The following is a 16,937-nucleotide window of genomic DNA, read 5'->3' on the forward strand; positions in this document are numbered from 1 at the left end:
CGGCTTGCTTAAAAGATTCGATCCAATCGAGCCCGAGTTGGCCTTTTGCGGGGCGGTATCCCCGCTCACTTGCCGTCAACCGTGCTCATGTGGCGCAGCCACTCGACGAGATACAGCGAGACGGACGAGAGTGTGAAGACCGTAACCAGGCCCATCAGGAGTATGTCATAGGGCGCCGGCTTGAAGCCGAAGGCAAGCGCGGCCAGCACCAGCGAGGCGTAGGCGACCTGAGCGGCTGTGTTTAGCTTGGATACTTTCGACGGCTTCATCTCGACCGGCTTGTCGAACAGCCAGGACACGATCACCGCGGTGACGATCATGATGTCGCGCGACACCACCAGGATTACGATCCAGCGCGGGATGTCGCCCCAGATGCCGAGCGCCAGGTAGATCGAGACCAGCAGCGCCTTGTCGGCGAGGGGATCGAGCAGGGCGCCGAGCTCGCTCGCCATGTTGAAGCGCTTGGCCAGGAAGCCGTCGACGGCGTCGCTGATGCCGGCAATGAGGAAGACGCCGAACGCCACCTCCATTTGGCTCGACACGATGGCCCAGACAATGATCGGGACCAGCAGGATGCGGCCCAGAGTAATGATATTCGGAATACTCACGCGGCGCTTCCCGGCACCCGGCCTGACCTCGAATCCAGCCCGTTTGAGGCTGAACCCGTTGATATCTACATAGTATGGCTGGGAGCGCCATGCGAGCCATTGCGCGTCCCCGGAATTCGACGTAACCAGCCGCAAACCCACTGGAAATCGGGCATGACCGACCGCAAAAACGGCCTTACCTACGCCGATTCAGGCGTCGATATCGACGCGGGCAACCGCCTGGTCGACCTGATCAAGCCGATGGTGCGCGCCACCGCTCGGCCGGGCGCCGACGCCGAGATCGGCGGATTCGGCGGCCTGTTCGACCTCAAGGCGGCCGGTTTCAAGGATCCCGTCCTGGTCGCCGCCACCGACGGCGTCGGCACCAAGGTCAAGATCGCGATCGAAACCGGCCTGCATGGCGGGATCGGCGTCGACCTCGTCGCCATGAGCGTCAACGACCTCGTGGTGCAGGGCGCCGAGCCGCTGTTCTTTTTGGACTATTTCGCCTGCGGCAAGCTCGACCCGGAGGCCACAGCCTCGATCGTCGCCGGCGTCGCCGAAGGCTGCCGCGAGTCCGGCTGCGCCCTGATCGGCGGCGAGACCGCCGAGATGCCCGGTCTCTACAAGGACGGCGATTACGACCTTGGCGGCTTTGCCGTCGGCGCTGCCGAGCGCGGTACGCTGCTGCCGCGCAGGGATATCGCCGCGGGCGATGCGGTGATCGGCCTCGCCTCGTCGGGTGTGCACTCCAACGGCTTCTCGCTGGTGCGCAAGATCGTGGAACAATCGGGCCTCAGCTTCGAGGCGCAGGCGCCATTCGCGCCGGTCATGACCCTCGGCGGTGCGCTGCTGACGCCGACGCGGCTCTACGTCAAATCCTGCCTGCGCGCGATCCGCGAGACCGGCGCGGTGAAGGGGCTCGCCCACATCACCGGCGGCGGTTTTACGGACAACATTCCGCGCGTGCTGCCAAAGGATTTGGGCGTCGGCATCGATCTCGCGCGGCTGCCGGTGCTGCCGGTGTTCAAATGGCTGGCAGCGCAGGCCGGCATCGCCGAGCTCGAAATGCTGCGCACCTTCAACTGCGGCATCGGCATGATCGCGATCGTCGAGCCGGACAAGGTCGATGAGGTTATCGAGGTCTTTACCGAGGCCGGCGAGACGGTGATGCAACTCGGCACCGTGATCCCGGCCGAGGGCGAGCACCGCGTCGTCTATAACGGCCACCTCGACATGGCACTGTAATGACCGGCGCTGTGATGAAGCGCCGCGTCGCCATCCTGATCTCCGGTCGCGGTTCCAACATGTCCGCGCTGATCAGGGCCGCCGCCGCGCCGGATTTTCCGGCCGAGATCTCGCTCGTCATCTCGAACAAGGCCGACGCACTCGGGCTCGAACGGGCCAAAGCGAGCGGCGTGAATACGCTGCTGATCGAGAGCAAGCCGTTCGGCAAGGACCGCGCCGGTTTCGAGAAAGTGCTGCAGGCAGCGCTCGACCAGCACGGAATCGAGCTGATCTGTCTCGGCGGCTTCATGCGCCTGTTCACGGCCGACTTCACAAAAGCCTGGTACGGGCGGATGCTCAACATCCATCCCTCCCTGCTGCCGTCGTTCCCGGGCCTCGACCCGCATGGTCAGGCTTTGCGCGCCGGCGTAAAACTGTCTGGCGCGACGGTTCACTTCGTGATCCCCGAGACCGATGCGGGTCCGATCGTGATGCAGGGGGCGGTGCCTGTGAGCGACCACGATACCGGGGCCACGCTGTCGGAGCGTATCCTCGAAGTCGAGCACCGCATCTATCCCGAGGCGCTGCGGCTGCTCGCGACCGGCAAGGTCCGGATCGAGGGCGATGTCTGCAAGACGGCGGGGAGCGCGGCGTCGGAGAACTTTCTGATCGCGCCGGTTGTAGGGTAAAGACGGTCTCTGGCTCACGAGCCACGAAATAGCAGGTCGGCCGGATTGTAGATTTGCCGGGGCTGATCGAACACACCTTCGAACGTCTCATCGGGAAGCTCCGACCCGAAAACGTCGAAGGCAGTATTCACCACGACATGAGTGCCTGCGGTATCGTGCGCCGAAGCCGAGCGTTGCTGCTCATCAGTCGTCATCGGTGGTGGCTTGGTGGTGATGGCCGGCTCCAAAGCAACGGCGTTTTTCGTTTATATCATCCAACAGAAACAAAACCCCCGGCAGAGCCGGGGGCAACGTCATGATCTCTCGCGCGTTGGCTTGAGAGAAATCAGGAGACCTTGAGGTTCTCCGCGGACGCCTTGCCGCGGTTCTCCACGAGGTCGTATTCAACCACCTGATTTTCATTGAGGGTCGAGAGTCCGGCGCGCTCGACGGCGGAGATATGGACGAACACGTCCTTATCGCTGCCGTTCGGCTTGATGAACCCATAGCCCTTGGTCGGGTTGAACCATTTGACGGTGCCCTTTTGCGGCATCGGTAGTCTCCTCCGCTAGATATAAAAAAGACGCGGCCGCTTTTCGCGTGCCACGCCACAAACGGGCTTCCGGAAGTCTGTTCGAGTCTTGAATCTCAATGTCGCGAAACGCACAGCCGAGCGCCAATTCCGATTGTGTCCGATATTGCAACATGAAAATCGCGCGTTAGCAAGTCGCGCGCGGATTTCAAGACCGGGCCGAATGTCGCCATCTGCAATTTGTGACCTGTGGCAACGGAACCACAATCGTGCGCAATAGGCTCGACCATCACGCCCCAACCCGTTGACCCTCCGTGGCAGTTCGGCACAAATCGCCGCACGCGCCGCAGATCGTGTTGCATTTTTGCGCGGTGCCACTTTGCTTCGGGATTCATCGTCATGTGCTGCACCGCGCTGCCCTCTGGGACACGGCAGACGATCGGGCTGGACCGTGTCCGCCGGATCGCGGCTGCGATTGCGACGCTGTTCGTGCTCGTCGTGACGATGTCGGCCGTGGCGTCGCCCGGTTTCGCGCAAAGTCCGACCCCCGTACCATCGCCGACGCCCACGCCGTCACCGACCCCGGTCCCCACGCCGTCCTCGACCAATTACGACCAGTCGGCCGGCAGCAGCGCGCTCAATCTCGGCTCGAATTTCCTGGAGCGCCTCGGCAATCAAGCATCCGGCGGCGTCAACCGGGCGTTCCGCACCAATTCCGGCGGGGGCGGCGCATCGGCCAGCACGGAAGACCCGCGCTATCGCACCTGGTTCGAAGGCTACGGCATCTCGGTGCGGACCGATGCGCAAGGCGACTTCGTGGGCGACAAGCGCAAGACCGTTGGCGGCGTTGCCGGCTTCGGTGCTCGGGTCGCACCGGGCGTCAATCTCGGCTTCTCGGTCGACCAGAGCCACACCGACATCGACGTGCCGCTGGCGCTGCAGTCGGCGACGCTCGACCTGACGCAGATCGGCTTCAACGGCTCGGTGGACAAGGGACCGTGGACCTGGGCCTTCGCGGTGGTGCACGGATTCGGCAAGGTCCATTCCAGCCGGGACACCGGCTTTGGTGTTGCGACCGCCGGCTATCGCGCCGCCGTCGACGGCGCGCTGACCGAGATCAGCTATTACTGGACCAAGGATCAGATGCGCATCGTGCCCAAGGGTGCGGTCGAATATGTGCGCGCCACCAGCGTGGCGTTCCAGGAGGCGGGCGGGCTTGATCCGCTCAATGTCGGCTCGACCTTGCTGTCGCGCGCGCGTGTGATGATCGGTGCGGAGATCGGGCGTTACTTCATCCTCGAGCAGAAGATCCTGGACCTATCGGCCTACGGCAAGTTCGTCGACAATTTCTACCAGAACCTTGGGTCGGTGCAGGTCAGCCTGGGGAGCCAGAGCATCGTCGTGCCCGGCATCGGCGAGAGCCGCTACGGCATGGATGCCGGCGCCTCGGCCTCGCTCAGCCTGACCAGCACCGCACGGCTCTACATTAACTATGATGGCAAGTTCCGCAACGAGCTGACGTCGCACCAGGGCACGGCGGGCTTCGAATATCGGTGGTGAGGCGCAGCGCGTCTGCGCTTAGCCCGGCGTCACCGCGACATAGCCGGTCAATCCAAAGCCTTCGCGGGCGGCCCTCATCATCGGCACCAGTGCGTTTGGATGGATGAACTCGTCGCGGAAGCAGGGATGGATCTTGGGATCGAAGATCTGCTTCAACCAGTCGACCACGATCTTGTGGCGCTCGGAGGTGCGGAACTCCTTGTGATAGGTGAGCCAGAGATCGGCGTGATGGCTGACGCCGAGATCGACGGCAACGAGCGGTGCGCCGAGCGCGATCGAGACGGTCGGCAGGAAGCCGATGCCGGCGCCGCGCTCCACCGCATAGAGCGCGCCGACCGAGGAGTTGGTCTTGATGCCGACGATGCCCTCGAGCGATTTCAGTCCGAGGATGCGCGCATAGGCGGTGTCGTCGACTTGCGGCGCGGTCTGCTTGACGATCCTGTGGTCCTTCAATTCGGCGAGCGTCGCCGGCAGGCCGTAGAGGGTCTGGTATTCCTTGGAGACGAAGGGATAGATGTGCAGCCGGCCGAGCTTGGCGACGATCAGATCAGGATTGGTCGGCGGCTCGAGCTGGATCGCAATGTCGGATTCAAGCCGCGCGACGTCGGCCTGCTCCATCGCGCAGCGCAGGTCGACGGTGATCTTGCGATACGTCTTCTGAAAATCGATCAGCCGCGGCAGGATCCAGAAATTGCCGGGCCCTTCCGTCACCGCGACGCGTACGGTGCCCGCGGTGTCGCTCGACGATCGCGAAGCGCGACGGAAGACGTTGAAGGCATGACGCTCCATATGCGCGACGTCGGCGATCATCGCGGTGCCTTCATCGCTGAGCGTGAGCCCGCTCTGATCGCGCAGGAACAGCTTGCAGCCGATGCTCTCCTCGAGCCGGTCGATCCTGCGCATCAGCGTGGTGGAGGTGAGCGCGAGTTCTTCGGCGGCGTTGCGGAAACTTTTATATTTTGCGCAGGCCAAAAACAGTTTCAAATCGTCCCAGGACGCGTCCAGGGATTCTTCACGGTGCTGCATCATCGCAGCACCCCGGTGCAATAACTGCTGCATACGCCTGATCCCCAGCCGCTAAGCTCAACGCCGTAGCGGGGCACTAAAGCCTCGAACGATAGAGGCGTGACATGGCTATGGAAAGGGGCTCGTTTGCCGCAAGGCATGATTTCGATGCCTTGCCACCGAGTCCGGACGTTGATGTCCGTTGCGCGCAATTTTCCGAAATTGCCGCGCTTTCCGAAATGGCGCAGCGACTGGTCCCGGGCGTGCAGATCGGGACTGCCGAGCTCGCGAAGTACTTCGCGTTCGATCCCCACAGCATCCTGACGTTCAGCCGCAAGGGCAGTCTGCTCGGCGGCATGGCCTTCCTGTTTCTGAATGATCGCGGACACGATGCGCTGCTGCTCGACGAGATCTGCCTCACCGCGCCCGAGACGCACTATCTCGCTTCCGCGAAGGAGGACGTTGCCGCCATCTACATCTGGGCGCTCGCGGCGACGGGCCGAGGCATCGCCGGTCTGGGCAAGGCTGCGGCTCATCTGCGTCAGATAAGATTTCGCGGCGCCGATTGCTATGCGCAGCCGTCAACCGTGGCCGGACGCGAGATCATGAAGGCGACGGGCTTTGCGCCCGTCCCGAGCTTCCAGCCTGACCTCTGGTGTTACGAGCGGCCCTGGCATCGGCAGCCGATGCGCATGCCGGGTGCGATCATCCAAGCAAGGAGTTTTGCAGATGCACGGCACTAGGATTCCTCTCGCGAAGCCCGACTCCCGCGCCATCACCATCCGCCTCGCGCGCGATCTCGGCGATCTCATGCTCGTCACCTCCATCCGTTCCGCGGTTTACCTCGCCGAGCAGGATTGTCCGTTCGATGAAGAATTCGACGGCAACGACATGGTCGCGGCGCATTTCATCGGCTACGTCGGCAATGAGCCCGCGGGCTGCCTGCGGGTGCGGTTCTTCGGCGATTTCGCCAAGGTGGAGCGGCTTGCGGTGCGGCACCAATTCCGGCGCTCGCGCGTTTCGTTCAAGCTGGTGCAGGCGAGCGTCGATTATGTGAAGCGCAAGGGCTTTCGCAAGATTTACGGCCAGGCGCAGGACCGGCTGGTCGATTTCTGGGCTCATTTCGGCGCCAAGCCGCTCGGCCATAACCGCAAGATCACCTTCTCGGATTTCTCCTACACGGAGATGCTGCTGGAGATCGAGCCGGGGCCGGACGCCATCACGCTGGACAGCGATCCCTATGTGATCATCCGTCCCGAAGGCGATTGGGACCGGCCCGGCGTCCTCGACGCGTCGGCGGGACGGGCCGCGACCTCGCCGCTGCGGGACCTCGCACTCGCCGACCGCTGAAACTGGTGCAGCTCCGCGCAAGATAATGCTGGATTCCATCACCGATCATCCGCCGATCCTGGTTTGTGCGGATCTCCAGGTCGAATATCTGACCCCCGGGCGTCGCCACGTCATCCTCGATGGTGAGACCGCCACCGCGCGCTGCCTGGAACTCCTGACACTGTGGCGTACCAACCTCTGGCCGGTGATGCATCTGAAGCGCATCGCCCAGGCCGCCTGGTTCAATCCGGCATCCAGGTTGACCGATTGGATCGCGGAGGCGAAGCCGCGGCCCGGTGAAATGACGTTTGAGCACCCGCTGCCGTCGGCCTACAGCTCCTCGCGGTTCGTGGACTGCATGTCAAATATCCGCAATGTGCGTTGTGTGCTCGCAGGCTTTTCCCTGGACGAGACCATCCTGGCCACGGCTGTGGACGGGTTTCACCGCAGTCATCGCTACCAGGTGGTCGGCGATGCCGTAGCCTGCCGGCAGCCGGGCACGGGCGATGCCGCGGCCTACAAGCATGCGGTGGTGAATGTCCTCGGGAATTTTGCTACAATTCACGCCAGCGCCGAACTGATCAGAACCAGCGGCGCCGTCGCGGTGTAGGCGGCCGCTACCGGCGGATGGATGGGGTGGGACATTGGCACGGGGAGAACAGCTCAAGGAGCTGGCGCGCGATTTGTCGCGTGCCGTCGAAACGGCGCGCCGTGTCGGTTTGCCCACCACGGTCTATCTGCTGTCGATGGCGCTGGTCGAGGTGAAGGAAGCTGTTGCCGCCGCCGACGACGGTGATGATGACGGCGCGGCCTGAGAACTGCCTGCTTTACAAGCGACTTGTGTACGGCTTTGTGCATCGCTGCTGAGCGCTTGCTGCCGACGAATTGGCGTTGCAAGTTGTGCCTCCGCGCAATAGCCAAGTAGCCTGCAGGTGAATGATGCTGGCCGCACCGGCGACTTAAGGGATCTCCGCAAATGTCCATGCTGCCCAATTCGCAAGAAGCCCGTGATGTGGCCTACCAGCTCCACCCCTACACCAATGCGCGCGCCCATCAGCAGGCCGGTCCCCTGGTGATCGAGCGCGGTGAAGGGCCGTATGTGTTCGATGCGTCGGGCAAGCGCTATTTCGAGGCGATGGCGGGCCTGTGGAGCGTCGGGCTCGGCTTCAACGAGAAGCGGCTGGTCGAGGCCGCGCACAAGCAGATGCAGGCGCTGCCGTTCTATCACACGTTCTCCGCCAAATCGCACGGGCCCTCGATCGACCTCGCCGAGAAGCTGGTGGCGCTCGCGCCTGTGCCTATGAGCAAGGTGTTCTTCACCAATTCAGGCTCGGAAGCGAACGACACCGTCCTCAAGCTGATCGCCTACCGCTCCAACGCGCTCGGCCAGCCGCAGCGCAAGAAGATCATCAGCCGCATGCGCGCCTATCACGGCGTCACCATCGCCTCGGCAAGCCTCACGGGCCTGCCGAACAATCATCGTTCGTTCGACCTGCCGCTACCCAACATCCTGCACACGGGCTCGCCGCATTTCTACAAGGACGGCGCGCCCGGCGAGAGCGAGGAGGCGTTTGCCACGCGGCGGGCCGAGGAGCTCGATGCGCTGATCCAGAAAGAAGGGCGGGATACGATCGCCGCCTTCTTCGGGGAGCCGGTGATGGGGGCAGGCGGCGTCATCGTGCCGCCGGCGACCTATTGGGACAAGATCCAGAAGGTTCTCAACAAATACGACATCCTGCTGGTCGCCGACGAGGTGATCTGCGGCTTCGGCCGCACCGGCAAGATGTTCGGCTGCGAGACCTACGGCATCAAGCCGGACGCGATCGTGGTTTCCAAGCAGATCACCTCGAGCTATTTCCCGCTCTCGGCGATCATCCTGAACGACCGCATGTTCGAGCCGATTGCGGACGAGAGCAACAAGATCGGCGTGCTCGGCCACGGCTTTACGGCGGGCGGCCATCCGGTCGGCTCGGCAATTGCGCTGGAGAATCTCAAGATCATCGAGGAGCGCGGCCTGGTCGCCCATGCCGCCGAGCTCGGCAGCTATATGCAAGGCAAGCTGCGCGAGCTCGCCAGCCATCCGCTGGTCGGCGAGGTCCGCGGCGTCGGCCTGATCGCGGCGATCGAGCTCGTGCTCGACAAGGGCCGCAAGACGGCCGCGACGACGCCCGGCGCCGTCGGCGGAATCGCCAGCCGCATGCTCCAGGAGCGCGGCGTGATCTCGCGCAACATGCTCGACGCCATCGCCATCTGCCCGCCAATGATCGTCACCAAGGCCCAGATCGACGAGCTGGTTGCGGCGATATCGGGCGTGCTGAACGACATGAAGGGCGACGTGGCAAAGCTGACGCCGGCGTAAGGAAAGCCGGCGCGTCAGACTCCGTCATTGCGAGCGAAGCGAAGCAATCCAGACTGCCTCCGCGGAAAGACTCTGGATTGCTTCGCTGCGCTCGCAATGAGGATTGTGGCAGTCACGGGTGCCTAATCTAACTCCGTCACCCCGAGGTGCGCGCCTCAGGATGACGGTGTGGTTGTTGGTATCGCGACGCGCTCCGCCCGCTGGACCCCAACCACGCGACCTTTCTCGATCGCCAGCGCCAGCTCGCCGCGCTTGAGCTTCAAGGCGGCATCGCCGAACAGCTCGCGGCGCCAGCCGCGCAGCGCCGGCACGTCGGCCTCGTCGTCGGCTGCGATCTCCTCGAGATCGTCAACGGTGGCGATCACCTTGCTTGCGACCGCATGGCGTTCCGCGGTCATGCGCAGCAGCACCTTCAACAGCTCGACGATGGCAGCGCCATTGTTGTTGTTGCGCGGCTTCTCCAGCTTCGGCAACGTCGCAAAATCCCGCGCCAGGCCGCGCTCGACCGCAGCAACGATATCGGCGCCCCATTTGGATTTCTCAAAGCCCTTCGGAACCGAGCGCAGATGGGCGAGCTTTTCCAGCGTGTTCGGCGCGTGGGTGGCGATATCGCTGACGGCCTCATCGCGCAGCACGCGGCCGCGCGGCACGTCGCGGCTCTGCGCTTCCTGCTCGCGCCAGGCCGCGACCTCCATCAGGACGGCGAGGTCCTTCGGCTTGCGCACACGCGTCTTCAGCCGCTCCCAGGCGCGCTCGGGGTGGAAGTCGTAGGTGCGGGGCGAGGTCAGGACCTCCATCTCGATCGAGACCCATTCGCTGCGGCGGCGCTTCTTGAGGTCGGCATCGAGCGCCGCGAAGACGTCGCGCAGATGGGTGACGTCGGAGACAGCGTAATGCATCTGCTCCTTGGTCAGCGGACGGCGCGACCAGTCGGTGAAGCGGTGGGTCTTGTCCGGGCGGTGGCCGGTGACCTTCTCGACCAACGCGTCATAGGCGATGCTGTCGCCATAGCCGAGCACCATGGCCGCGACCTGGGTGTCGAAAACCGGGTGCGGGATGATGCCCGCCTGGTGCCAGATGATCTCGATGTCCTGGCGGGCGGCGTGGAAGACCTTCAGCACACCCTCGTTGCCCATCAGCTCGAAGAACGGTTTGAGGTCGATGCCCTCGGCCAGGGTGTCGATGACAATGGCTTCCTCGGCGCTGGCCATCTGCACCACGCACAGCAGCGGGTAGTAGGTGGTTTCGCGCAGGAACTCGGTATCGACGGTAATGACGGGGTGCTTGGCCAACCGGCTGCAGGCAGCCGCAAGGTCAGCGGTGGTGGTAATCAAATCCATGAACGGCCCATGACGAGACCATCAGCCGTTCTGCCGAAAGCGCTGTGATGTCAAGGGGCTCTTGACGAATTCGAGGCTTGCATTTGGGCCGGAATCGCACTTTTCCGCCGAAAGTCCTACTCGTAACGGACCCGCTGCGAGGATTTCCGGGCGCAGGGCAGCGCCACCACAAGCACGCACATGGCGACCAGCGCGAGTCCCAAAAACTCGAAAACCAACAGATCCACGGCAAAACCCCTCAGAAACATTGCTAGACTTGTCTGGGGTGCGTTGAGGGTCTGTTAATTCTCGTGGTTACCGGCGGCGCGCCGGGCCGGATGGTGGACGCGGGGTTAATGGGGCGGGGCTGCCAGGGTGGACTAGTCAGTTGGCCCGGAGGGCACCGTCGGCGCGTCGACCCATTGAACCTTTTCGGATTTGGGCCGGGCCCATTTGCTGAAGCCGTGCTCGGAATCAGCTTTGAGGCGGCCGCCGATGAGGTGCCCCAGGACCCACCGTTCTGTCGATCATGATTGGGTCTTCCAAAACGTTTTCGGCGCCCCGCATGGCGGAGCGCCGAATGTTGTTCGCGCGATGAGCCGGCCTACGGCAACTTCAGCGACGTCTCCGCATTGTACGGCTTCAGCGTCTCGTCGGCGGCCTTCTGCGCGGCGACCAGAGCTTCCTTCGGCTGCTTCTTGCCGTTGAGGACCAGCATCACCTCGTCCTCGAGGTTCTTGCGGACGGGGACGGTCTTGTAGGTCGCAAACCAGGGTTTTGCGACGTCGAGCTGCTCGACGGCGGTCTTGGCGTCCGGGTTCTTGCTCAGGAAGTCGACCATGTCAGGCGTCTTGTAGGCGGCCATGTTGGGCGCGAAATAGCCGGTGGCGCGGCTCCACCAGGCGCTCTTCTCGGGCGAGGTCATCCACTTGATCAACGTCCAGGCGGCCTTCTGCTTGTCGGCCTCAAGGCCTGCCGGAACGATCAACGAGGCGCCGCCGATCGGCACTGCGTTGCGGACGTTGCGCGGGATGAAGGCGACCTTGTAGTTGAACTTGGCGTTGTCGCGCACGTAAGTGAGCGAGCCCGTGGAGAGCATCATCATCGCGGCATTGCCGGAGATGAAGGAGGTGCTGACGGCCGGGCCGGGCGTGGCGCCGGGCGGATGCACCTTGTGCTTGGCGACGAGGTCGTTCCACCAGGAGAGCGCGCCGAGCATCGAGGGCGTGTCGTAATAGACCTCGCCGCCGAACTCCTCGTTGTAGTAGCGCCCGCCATTGCTCATGGTGAGCGTTTCCATCATCCAGCCGCAATAGTCATAGGCGCAGGGGATCGCGATGCCCCATTGGGTCACCTTGTCACCCTCGCGCTTGGTGAGCTTCTTGGCCCAGTCGGTGAGCTCGGCCCAGGTCTGCGGCGGCTTGCTCGGATCGAGGCCGGCTTCCTTGGCCTTGTCGGCGTTGATGTAGAGCAGCGGCGTCGAATTGTGGAACGGCACGCCGTAGACCGAGCGGTTGATCACCGCGTTGCCCTGCAGCGCCGGGAAGAACTGGCCGAGGAACTGCTCCTTGGTGGTACCGTCGGCCGCGATCAGGCTGTCGAGATTGGTGAGCTCGTTCTCGATCTGCATGTCGAGCAGGAAGTTTGCGGACATGATCACGGCGGACGGCGGCTTGCCGGCCTTGATCGCGGCGCGCGTCTTGATCAGCGTGTCGTCATAGGAGCCGGTATAGACGGCGGTTGCCTTGATGCTCGGATGCCCCTCGTTGAACTCCTTGATCAAGGTGCCCATGTCGCGGGCGAGCTTGCCATCGACGGGAACGGGGAAGAACAAATCGATCTCGGTCGGACCTTCGGCCAGCGCCGGGGAGGCGAGGGCGCCTGCCATAGAGCCTGCGATGGCAAGGCCGAGCATGAGCCTGCGGGAAAACAGCATCGAGAAATCTCCTATTTGATGCCTGAGGTGACGAAAGAACTGATGAAGCGCTTCTGGAAGATCAGGAAGGTGACGAGCAGCGGCGCGATCACCATCAGCGTGCCGGCGGCGATGGTGCCCCAGGCCTGGGTGCCTTCGGCGGTCGCGGTGAACACCGAGAGACCGACCGTGAGCGGCCGCTTGTCCGGCGAATTGATCACCATCAGCGGCCACAGGAAGTCGTTCCAGTGGCTGGTCACGGAGATGATCGCGAACGCCGAGAAGCTCGGCATCGACAGCGGCACGTAGATGTGGCGAATGCGCTGAAAGAGACTGGCGCCGTCGATCAGGGCGGCGTCTTCGAGCTCGGTCGGAATCGCTTCGAACGCCTGCCGCATCAGGAAGGTGCCGAAGGCCGAGGCGAAGAACGGCATCATCACGCCGGCGAGCGTGTCGTAGAGACCGAGCTGCGCCACCAGGCTCAGATTCGGTACGATCAGCAGCACCGGGACCAGCATGAGCTGCATCAGGAACAGATAGAAGATCAGCGTCTTGCCGGCGAAGTCGAGCCGCGCAAAGGCAAAGCCCGCCAGCGTGATCGTGACGAACTGGACCAGCAGGATGCCGGCGCAGATGATGGTGGTGTTGAGGGCATAGCGTGGGAAATCGCCGATCTCCCAGGCATCCCTGATATTGTCGAGCGTGGGTTTGAGGTTCGGCATCAGCTCGGCCATCAGGTTGATGCCGTCGGACGCCGGGCGAAATGTCGCTACGCCCATCCAGAGGAACGGAATCAGCCAGACGATCGCGAGCAGCACGGTCAGCACGAAGCCGAGCTTCGGCGTGATCTCGCGGCGGGTGGCGAGCGGCGCGTCCCTGAACAGCCAGTCGATCAGCTTCATGGCCCGCCCTCGCGGTTCGCCATGGTGCGGAAGGAGAGTGCGGTGAGGCCCATCAGCGCCGCGAGCGTCAGCAGCGTCGCGGCCGAAGCCTTGCCGATGTCGTAATGCTCGACCGCCTGCTGGTAGATGTAGAACAGCATGAGATTGGTTGCGTTCGACGGCCCGCCTTTGGTCATGACGAAGACGTGGTCGACCTGCGTGACCGCGTTGAGCGTGGCGATGACCGTGACGAACAGGAAGGTGGGCTTGAGCTCCGGCAGGATGATATGGCGCAGCCGCTGGAACGGCCCGGCGCCGTCGAGATGGGCGGCTTCCATGACGTCCTCGGGCACGGACTGGAGCCCGGCCAGGAAGAACAGCATGTAGTAGCCGGCGTTCTTCCAGATGGTAATCACCATGATCGCATAGAGCGCGATGTCGGAATCGCCGAGCCAGTTCGGCAGCACCGGCAGGAACCGGCCGATGTAATAGTCGAGCAGTCCGACGTTCGGCAGGAAGATGAAAAGGAACAGGGCCGAGGCCGCCACCATCGGGATCAGCACCGGCAGGAACAGCGCGGCGCGCAGCGCGCTGGTCACGACGCTGGTGCGTGCCAGCGCCAGTGCGAACAACAGCGCCAGCGCGATGCTCGGGATCGCGGTGCCGACGGCATAGACGAGATTGTTGACGACCGCGCCGGTGAAGGCGGGATCGGCTAGCACCGCACTGATATTGTCGAGGCCGACGAAACGGACCGGCGCTTTCGGCGTGGCGCGCTGATGGAGCGCGTCGATAAGCACGCGACCCATCGCGCCATAGGTGAACAGCGCGAGGAAGACCAGCGATGGCAGCAGCAGCAGATAGGCGGGGAGCGAGGCTTTGAAGCGGCTCGAGAACCGCTTCAGGACATGCAGACGCGGTGTCGCCGAAGTCGCGACCGGGAGAGCCGCGGGTTCAGCGAGGCTCATCTCACCGCGCCGGAAACTTGAGCGCATAGTCGCGGCCGTCCACTCCCACGGGTGGTTCGAAGGGGAAGCGCAGACTGGTGTCGAGGAAGTCGTGGCTATGCACGACCAGGTTTTCGCTGTCGATCAAAACCACGCCATAGGCCGGCGGCTCGTGGCTGGCGAGGTGCGGTGCGGAGGCGTCGAGCTCGAACCAGACCTGATGGTTGGTGCCGCGCAGGGTCGAGAACGGGATCTTGCCGTAGCTGCCGAAGATGGGACGGTGCACATGGCCGAAGAAGAGATGGCGGATGCGCGAGCGATAGGGCGCGATGACTTCCGCGAATTCAGCGCTCTGCGCCAGCGCGATCTCGTCCATCGCGTGCACGCCGACCGGGAAGGGCGGATGGTGCATGAAGACGACGAACGGCATGTCGGCCGGCGCGGCCGAGAGTGTGCTCGCGAGCCAGCCAAGGCGCTTGGCGCACATCTCGCCGGCGTGGCTGGTTTCATCCAGCGTGTCGAGGAAGACGAACTGGCCGTGCTCGGTGGTCCGCGTGCCCTGCACAAAGCCGTTGGGATCGCGCGGGGCGGCCCTCAAGCCGTCGAGGCAGGCCACGCGCTTGTCGTGGTTGCCGACCATGGCGATATACGGGATTTTCAGCGCCGCCATGGCGTCGGCAAAATTACCGTAGGATTCAGGCTCGCCCCAATGGGTGAGATCGCCGGTCACGACCGCGAAGGCGGCGTCGGACTGGTGCTTGTTGATATCCGCAATCGCCGCATCGAGACGGGCGCGCGGGTCGAGGCCATAGAGCTTCAGCCCGGGGTTCGCGAGATGCGTGTCGGTGATGTGGATGAACTTGAAAGGCATGGCGCGCTTGTCGGGGCTGTTGGAGGATGGGCGCCTCCGGCAGGACGGCCCAGACAGTGCGGTTAGAGCGCGTGTGTTTCAGTTTGATGACAGCGGTTCCCGCGGCGGGCGGCGTCCACAAGGTCGTCACGCGCAGGATGAATCAGCCGAAGGCGTGATTCACCCTGCAACCCAATTGGTGGTAGTCGAGCGGAAAAGTTCGCCTCACGTCCCGCAGAACGTCTGCAACACCCGCTGGTCCGGCAGCGGAGGATCGGCGTAGGCGGCATACTCCGGCTGGTCCTCGTATGGCTTAGCCAGCATCTTTACCAATTCCTCGAACGGCGCGTAGTTATCATCGTTAACTGCGGCCTGGATCACGGCTTCGACGCGGTGGTTGCGCGGGATGAACATTGGGTTGACGGCGTGCATGGCCGCTTGCCGCTCGGCTGCGGTCTGCGGCTCCAGCGCAGTGCGTTCATGCCAGCGCTTGGCCCATTCGTCGAAGGCTGCGGGGTCCATGAACTCTGCCCGCGCGTCGTCCGCAGCCGGATCGCCTGCGGCGTCACCGAGCTTGCGGAAGGTGAGGGTGAAGTCAGCCTGGTTCTTCGCCATGGCGTCGAGCAGGTCCTGGATCAGCGCGTCGTCGCCGTCGCGCATCGTGAACAGGCCGATCTTTTTGCGCAGGCCCGCCTGATAGGCGACGCTGAACGTCTCCGAGAAAGCGCCGAGGATGTCCTGCGCTTCGGCGACCGCCTTCTCCTGCTCGTCGGAGAACAGCGGCAGCAGGCATTCGGCCAGCCGAGTCAGATTCCACAGCGCGATTCGCGGCTGGTTGGCATAGGCGTAGCGGCCCATCTCGTCGATCGAGGAAAACACCTGCGCCGGATTGTAGGCGTCCATGAAGGCGCAGGGGCCGTAGTCGATGGTCTCGCCCGAGATCGAGGAGTTATCGGTGTTCATCACGCCGTGGACGAAGCCGACCAGCAGCCAGCGCGCGACGAGCTCAGCCTGGCGCGCCACGACGGCGCCGAGCAGGGCGTGATAGGGCCGCTCGGCACGGAACAGATCCGGATAGTGCCTGCTGATGACGTGATCAGCGAGCCGGCGAACCGCCTCGGTGTCGCGGCGGACGGCGAAGAACTGGAAGGTGCCGACGCGGATGTGGCTCGAGGCGACGCGCGTCAGCACGGCGCCGGGCAGCGCGGTCTCGCGTATGACATGCTCACCGGTGACGACGGCGGCAAGCGAGCGCGTGGTCGGAATGCCGAGCGCGTACATGGCTTCACTGACGATGTATTCGCGCAGCACCGGGCCGAGCGCGGCGCGGCCATCGCCGCGGCGGGAGAACGGGGTGGGTCCCGAGCCCTTGAGCTGGATGTCGCGGCGGAGGCCGTCCTTGTCGATGACCTCGCCGAGCAGGATCGCCCGGCCATCGCCGAGCTGCGGCACGAACTGCCCGAATTGGTGGCCGGCATAGGCCATGGCGATGGGATCGGCGCCGGCGGGAACCGTCTTCCCGGCCAGGATTTCGGCCCCCTCGGGGGTCTCCAGCATATCGGGGTCGAGCCCGAGCTGCGCCGCCAACGCCCGGTTCAGCTTGATCAGCCGAGGCGCTGCGACCGGGGTCGGTGCGACGCGGGCAAAGAAGCTGTCCGGCAGCGCCGAATAGGAGTTCTGAAAAGGAAAATGGACCGTCATGGCCTCAAGATAGGGCTGGAACAGCAGATGGCAAAGGCTTGAGGCCGGATCGGCCAA

18 protein-coding genes are annotated in these 16,937 nt (G+C 63.9%); 8 read left to right on the plus strand and 10 right to left on the minus strand.

Annotated features, from left to right (window positions below; genetic code table 11):
- Window positions 1-65: 65 nt before the first annotated feature.
- Window positions 66-608 carry a CDP-alcohol phosphatidyltransferase family protein gene (locus QSV46_RS11220; RefSeq protein WP_314950272.1) on the minus strand — a complete coding sequence of 181 codons (543 nt, stop codon included), beginning with the start codon at window positions 606-608 and terminating at the stop codon, window positions 66-68.
- A gap of 153 nt (window positions 609-761) precedes the next feature.
- Here QSV46_RS11220 and purM point away from each other — a divergent pair, with 153 nt between their 5' ends.
- Window positions 762-1,835 carry a phosphoribosylformylglycinamidine cyclo-ligase gene (gene purM, locus QSV46_RS11225; protein ID WP_314950273.1) on the plus strand — a complete coding sequence of 358 codons (1,074 nt, stop codon included), beginning with the start codon at window positions 762-764 and terminating at the stop codon, window positions 1,833-1,835.
- Between the two features lie 14 nt (window positions 1,836-1,849).
- On the plus strand, window positions 1,850-2,503 hold the full coding sequence (gene purN, locus QSV46_RS11230; RefSeq protein WP_314950944.1) for a phosphoribosylglycinamide formyltransferase: 654 nt from the start codon (window positions 1,850-1,852) through the stop codon (window positions 2,501-2,503).
- A gap of 14 nt (window positions 2,504-2,517) precedes the next feature.
- Here purN and QSV46_RS11235 read toward each other — a convergent pair whose 3' ends face one another.
- Both QSV46_RS11235 and QSV46_RS11240 read right to left on the minus strand, forming a co-directional pair.
- Window positions 2,518-2,730, minus strand: a complete 213-nt coding sequence (locus QSV46_RS11235) for a hypothetical protein (RefSeq protein WP_314950275.1) — start codon at window positions 2,728-2,730, stop codon at window positions 2,518-2,520.
- 98 nt (window positions 2,731-2,828) lie between these two features.
- Complete coding sequence (locus QSV46_RS11240) at window positions 2,829-3,035, minus strand: cold-shock protein (RefSeq protein ID WP_007591938.1); 207 nt, start codon at window positions 3,033-3,035, stop codon at window positions 2,829-2,831.
- 378 nt (window positions 3,036-3,413) lie between these two features.
- Between QSV46_RS11240 and QSV46_RS11245 the strand changes: the two genes are divergently transcribed.
- A complete protein-coding gene (locus tag QSV46_RS11245; protein WP_314950289.1) occupies window positions 3,414-4,574 on the plus strand; it encodes an autotransporter outer membrane beta-barrel domain-containing protein in 1,161 nt (386 codons plus the stop codon).
- Between the two features lie 18 nt (window positions 4,575-4,592).
- On the opposite strand, the gene QSV46_RS11250 is transcribed toward QSV46_RS11245, so the two are convergent.
- Window positions 4,593-5,633: a LysR family transcriptional regulator gene (locus QSV46_RS11250; protein WP_314950290.1), complete on the minus strand. Its 1,041-nt coding sequence runs from the start codon at window positions 5,631-5,633 to the stop codon at window positions 4,593-4,595.
- A 71-nt stretch (window positions 5,634-5,704) separates the two neighbouring features.
- On the opposite strand from QSV46_RS11250, the gene QSV46_RS11255 reads away from it, so the two are divergent.
- The 5 genes from QSV46_RS11255 to QSV46_RS11275 all read left to right on the plus strand — a co-directional run bounded on the left by QSV46_RS11255 (window position 5,705) and on the right by QSV46_RS11275 (window position 9,267).
- Window positions 5,705-6,322 (plus strand): hypothetical protein, encoded by a 618-nt coding sequence (locus QSV46_RS11255; protein ID WP_314950291.1) that lies wholly within the window; start codon window positions 5,705-5,707, stop codon window positions 6,320-6,322.
- Window positions 6,309-6,929 (plus strand): GNAT family N-acetyltransferase, encoded by a 621-nt coding sequence (locus QSV46_RS11260; protein ID WP_314950293.1) that lies wholly within the window; start codon window positions 6,309-6,311, stop codon window positions 6,927-6,929. Before QSV46_RS11255 ends, QSV46_RS11260 begins: the two co-directional genes overlap by 14 nt.
- Window positions 6,930-6,954: 25 nt before the next feature.
- Window positions 6,955-7,518: an isochorismatase family protein gene (locus QSV46_RS11265; protein WP_314950295.1), complete on the plus strand. Its 564-nt coding sequence runs from the start codon at window positions 6,955-6,957 to the stop codon at window positions 7,516-7,518.
- A gap of 34 nt (window positions 7,519-7,552) precedes the next feature.
- The gene (locus QSV46_RS11270) at window positions 7,553-7,723 is read left to right on the plus strand and encodes a hypothetical protein (RefSeq protein ID WP_314950297.1); all 171 of its coding nucleotides are present in this window, start codon (window positions 7,553-7,555) and stop codon (window positions 7,721-7,723) included.
- 161 nt (window positions 7,724-7,884) lie between these two features.
- Window positions 7,885-9,267, plus strand: coding sequence for an aspartate aminotransferase family protein (locus tag QSV46_RS11275; protein WP_314950299.1), 1,383 nt, complete (start codon window positions 7,885-7,887; stop codon window positions 9,265-9,267).
- A 155-nt stretch (window positions 9,268-9,422) separates the two neighbouring features.
- Here the strand turns inward: QSV46_RS11275 and rnd are convergent, their stop codons facing one another.
- The 6 genes from rnd to QSV46_RS11305 all read right to left on the minus strand — a co-directional run bounded on the left by rnd (window position 9,423) and on the right by QSV46_RS11305 (window position 16,880).
- Window positions 9,423-10,607, minus strand: coding sequence for a ribonuclease D (rnd, locus tag QSV46_RS11280; protein ID WP_314950301.1), 1,185 nt, complete (start codon window positions 10,605-10,607; stop codon window positions 9,423-9,425).
- Window positions 10,608-11,190: 583 nt separating this feature from the next.
- Window positions 11,191-12,522 (minus strand): ABC transporter substrate-binding protein, encoded by a 1,332-nt coding sequence (locus QSV46_RS11285; protein WP_314950303.1) that lies wholly within the window; start codon window positions 12,520-12,522, stop codon window positions 11,191-11,193.
- Between the two features lie 11 nt (window positions 12,523-12,533).
- The gene (locus tag QSV46_RS11290; RefSeq protein ID WP_314950304.1) at window positions 12,534-13,403 is read right to left on the minus strand and encodes a carbohydrate ABC transporter permease; all 870 of its coding nucleotides are present in this window, start codon (window positions 13,401-13,403) and stop codon (window positions 12,534-12,536) included.
- The gene (locus QSV46_RS11295) at window positions 13,400-14,350 is read right to left on the minus strand and encodes a sugar ABC transporter permease (RefSeq protein ID WP_314950306.1); all 951 of its coding nucleotides are present in this window, start codon (window positions 14,348-14,350) and stop codon (window positions 13,400-13,402) included. Before QSV46_RS11295 ends, QSV46_RS11290 begins: the two co-directional genes overlap by 4 nt.
- 1 nt (window position 14,351) lies before the next feature.
- Complete coding sequence (locus QSV46_RS11300; protein WP_314950308.1) at window positions 14,352-15,200, minus strand: phosphodiesterase; 849 nt, start codon at window positions 15,198-15,200, stop codon at window positions 14,352-14,354.
- A gap of 204 nt (window positions 15,201-15,404) precedes the next feature.
- Entirely contained in the window at window positions 15,405-16,880 is a 1,476-nt protein-coding gene (locus QSV46_RS11305; RefSeq protein WP_314950310.1) for a protein adenylyltransferase SelO, read from the minus strand.
- Window positions 16,881-16,937 lie beyond the last annotated feature (57 nt).

The sequence above is a fragment of the Bradyrhizobium cosmicum genome (assembly GCF_032290525.1).
Classification (GTDB): Bacteria; Pseudomonadota; Alphaproteobacteria; order Rhizobiales; family Xanthobacteraceae; genus Bradyrhizobium; species Bradyrhizobium cosmicum_A.

Coding starts and splice junctions, on each gene's coding strand:
- QSV46_RS11260 (WP_314950293.1), top strand. CDS start 6,309: ATGCACGGCACTAGGATTCCTCTCGCGAAGCCCGACTCCCGCGCCATC.
- rnd (WP_314950301.1), bottom strand. CDS start 10,607: ATGGATTTGATTACCACCACCGCTGACCTTGCGGCTGCCTGCAGCCGG.
- QSV46_RS11250 (WP_314950290.1), bottom strand. CDS start 5,633: ATGCAGCAGTTATTGCACCGGGGTGCTGCGATGATGCAGCACCGTGAA.
- QSV46_RS11245 (WP_314950289.1), top strand. CDS start 3,414: ATGTGCTGCACCGCGCTGCCCTCTGGGACACGGCAGACGATCGGGCTG.
- QSV46_RS11275 (WP_314950299.1), top strand. CDS start 7,885: ATGTCCATGCTGCCCAATTCGCAAGAAGCCCGTGATGTGGCCTACCAG.
- purM (WP_314950273.1), top strand. CDS start 762: ATGACCGACCGCAAAAACGGCCTTACCTACGCCGATTCAGGCGTCGAT.
- QSV46_RS11285 (WP_314950303.1), bottom strand. CDS start 12,522: ATGCTGTTTTCCCGCAGGCTCATGCTCGGCCTTGCCATCGCAGGCTCT.
- QSV46_RS11300 (WP_314950308.1), bottom strand. CDS start 15,200: ATGCCTTTCAAGTTCATCCACATCACCGACACGCATCTCGCGAACCCC.
- QSV46_RS11255 (WP_314950291.1), top strand. CDS start 5,705: ATGGCTATGGAAAGGGGCTCGTTTGCCGCAAGGCATGATTTCGATGCC.
- QSV46_RS11240 (WP_007591938.1), bottom strand. CDS start 3,035: ATGCCGCAAAAGGGCACCGTCAAATGGTTCAACCCGACCAAGGGCTAT.
- QSV46_RS11295 (WP_314950306.1), bottom strand. CDS start 14,350: ATGAGCCTCGCTGAACCCGCGGCTCTCCCGGTCGCGACTTCGGCGACA.
- QSV46_RS11290 (WP_314950304.1), bottom strand. CDS start 13,403: ATGAAGCTGATCGACTGGCTGTTCAGGGACGCGCCGCTCGCCACCCGC.
- purN (WP_314950944.1), top strand. CDS start 1,850: ATGAAGCGCCGCGTCGCCATCCTGATCTCCGGTCGCGGTTCCAACATG.
- QSV46_RS11265 (WP_314950295.1), top strand. CDS start 6,955: ATGCTGGATTCCATCACCGATCATCCGCCGATCCTGGTTTGTGCGGAT.
- QSV46_RS11305 (WP_314950310.1), bottom strand. CDS start 16,880: ATGACGGTCCATTTTCCTTTTCAGAACTCCTATTCGGCGCTGCCGGAC.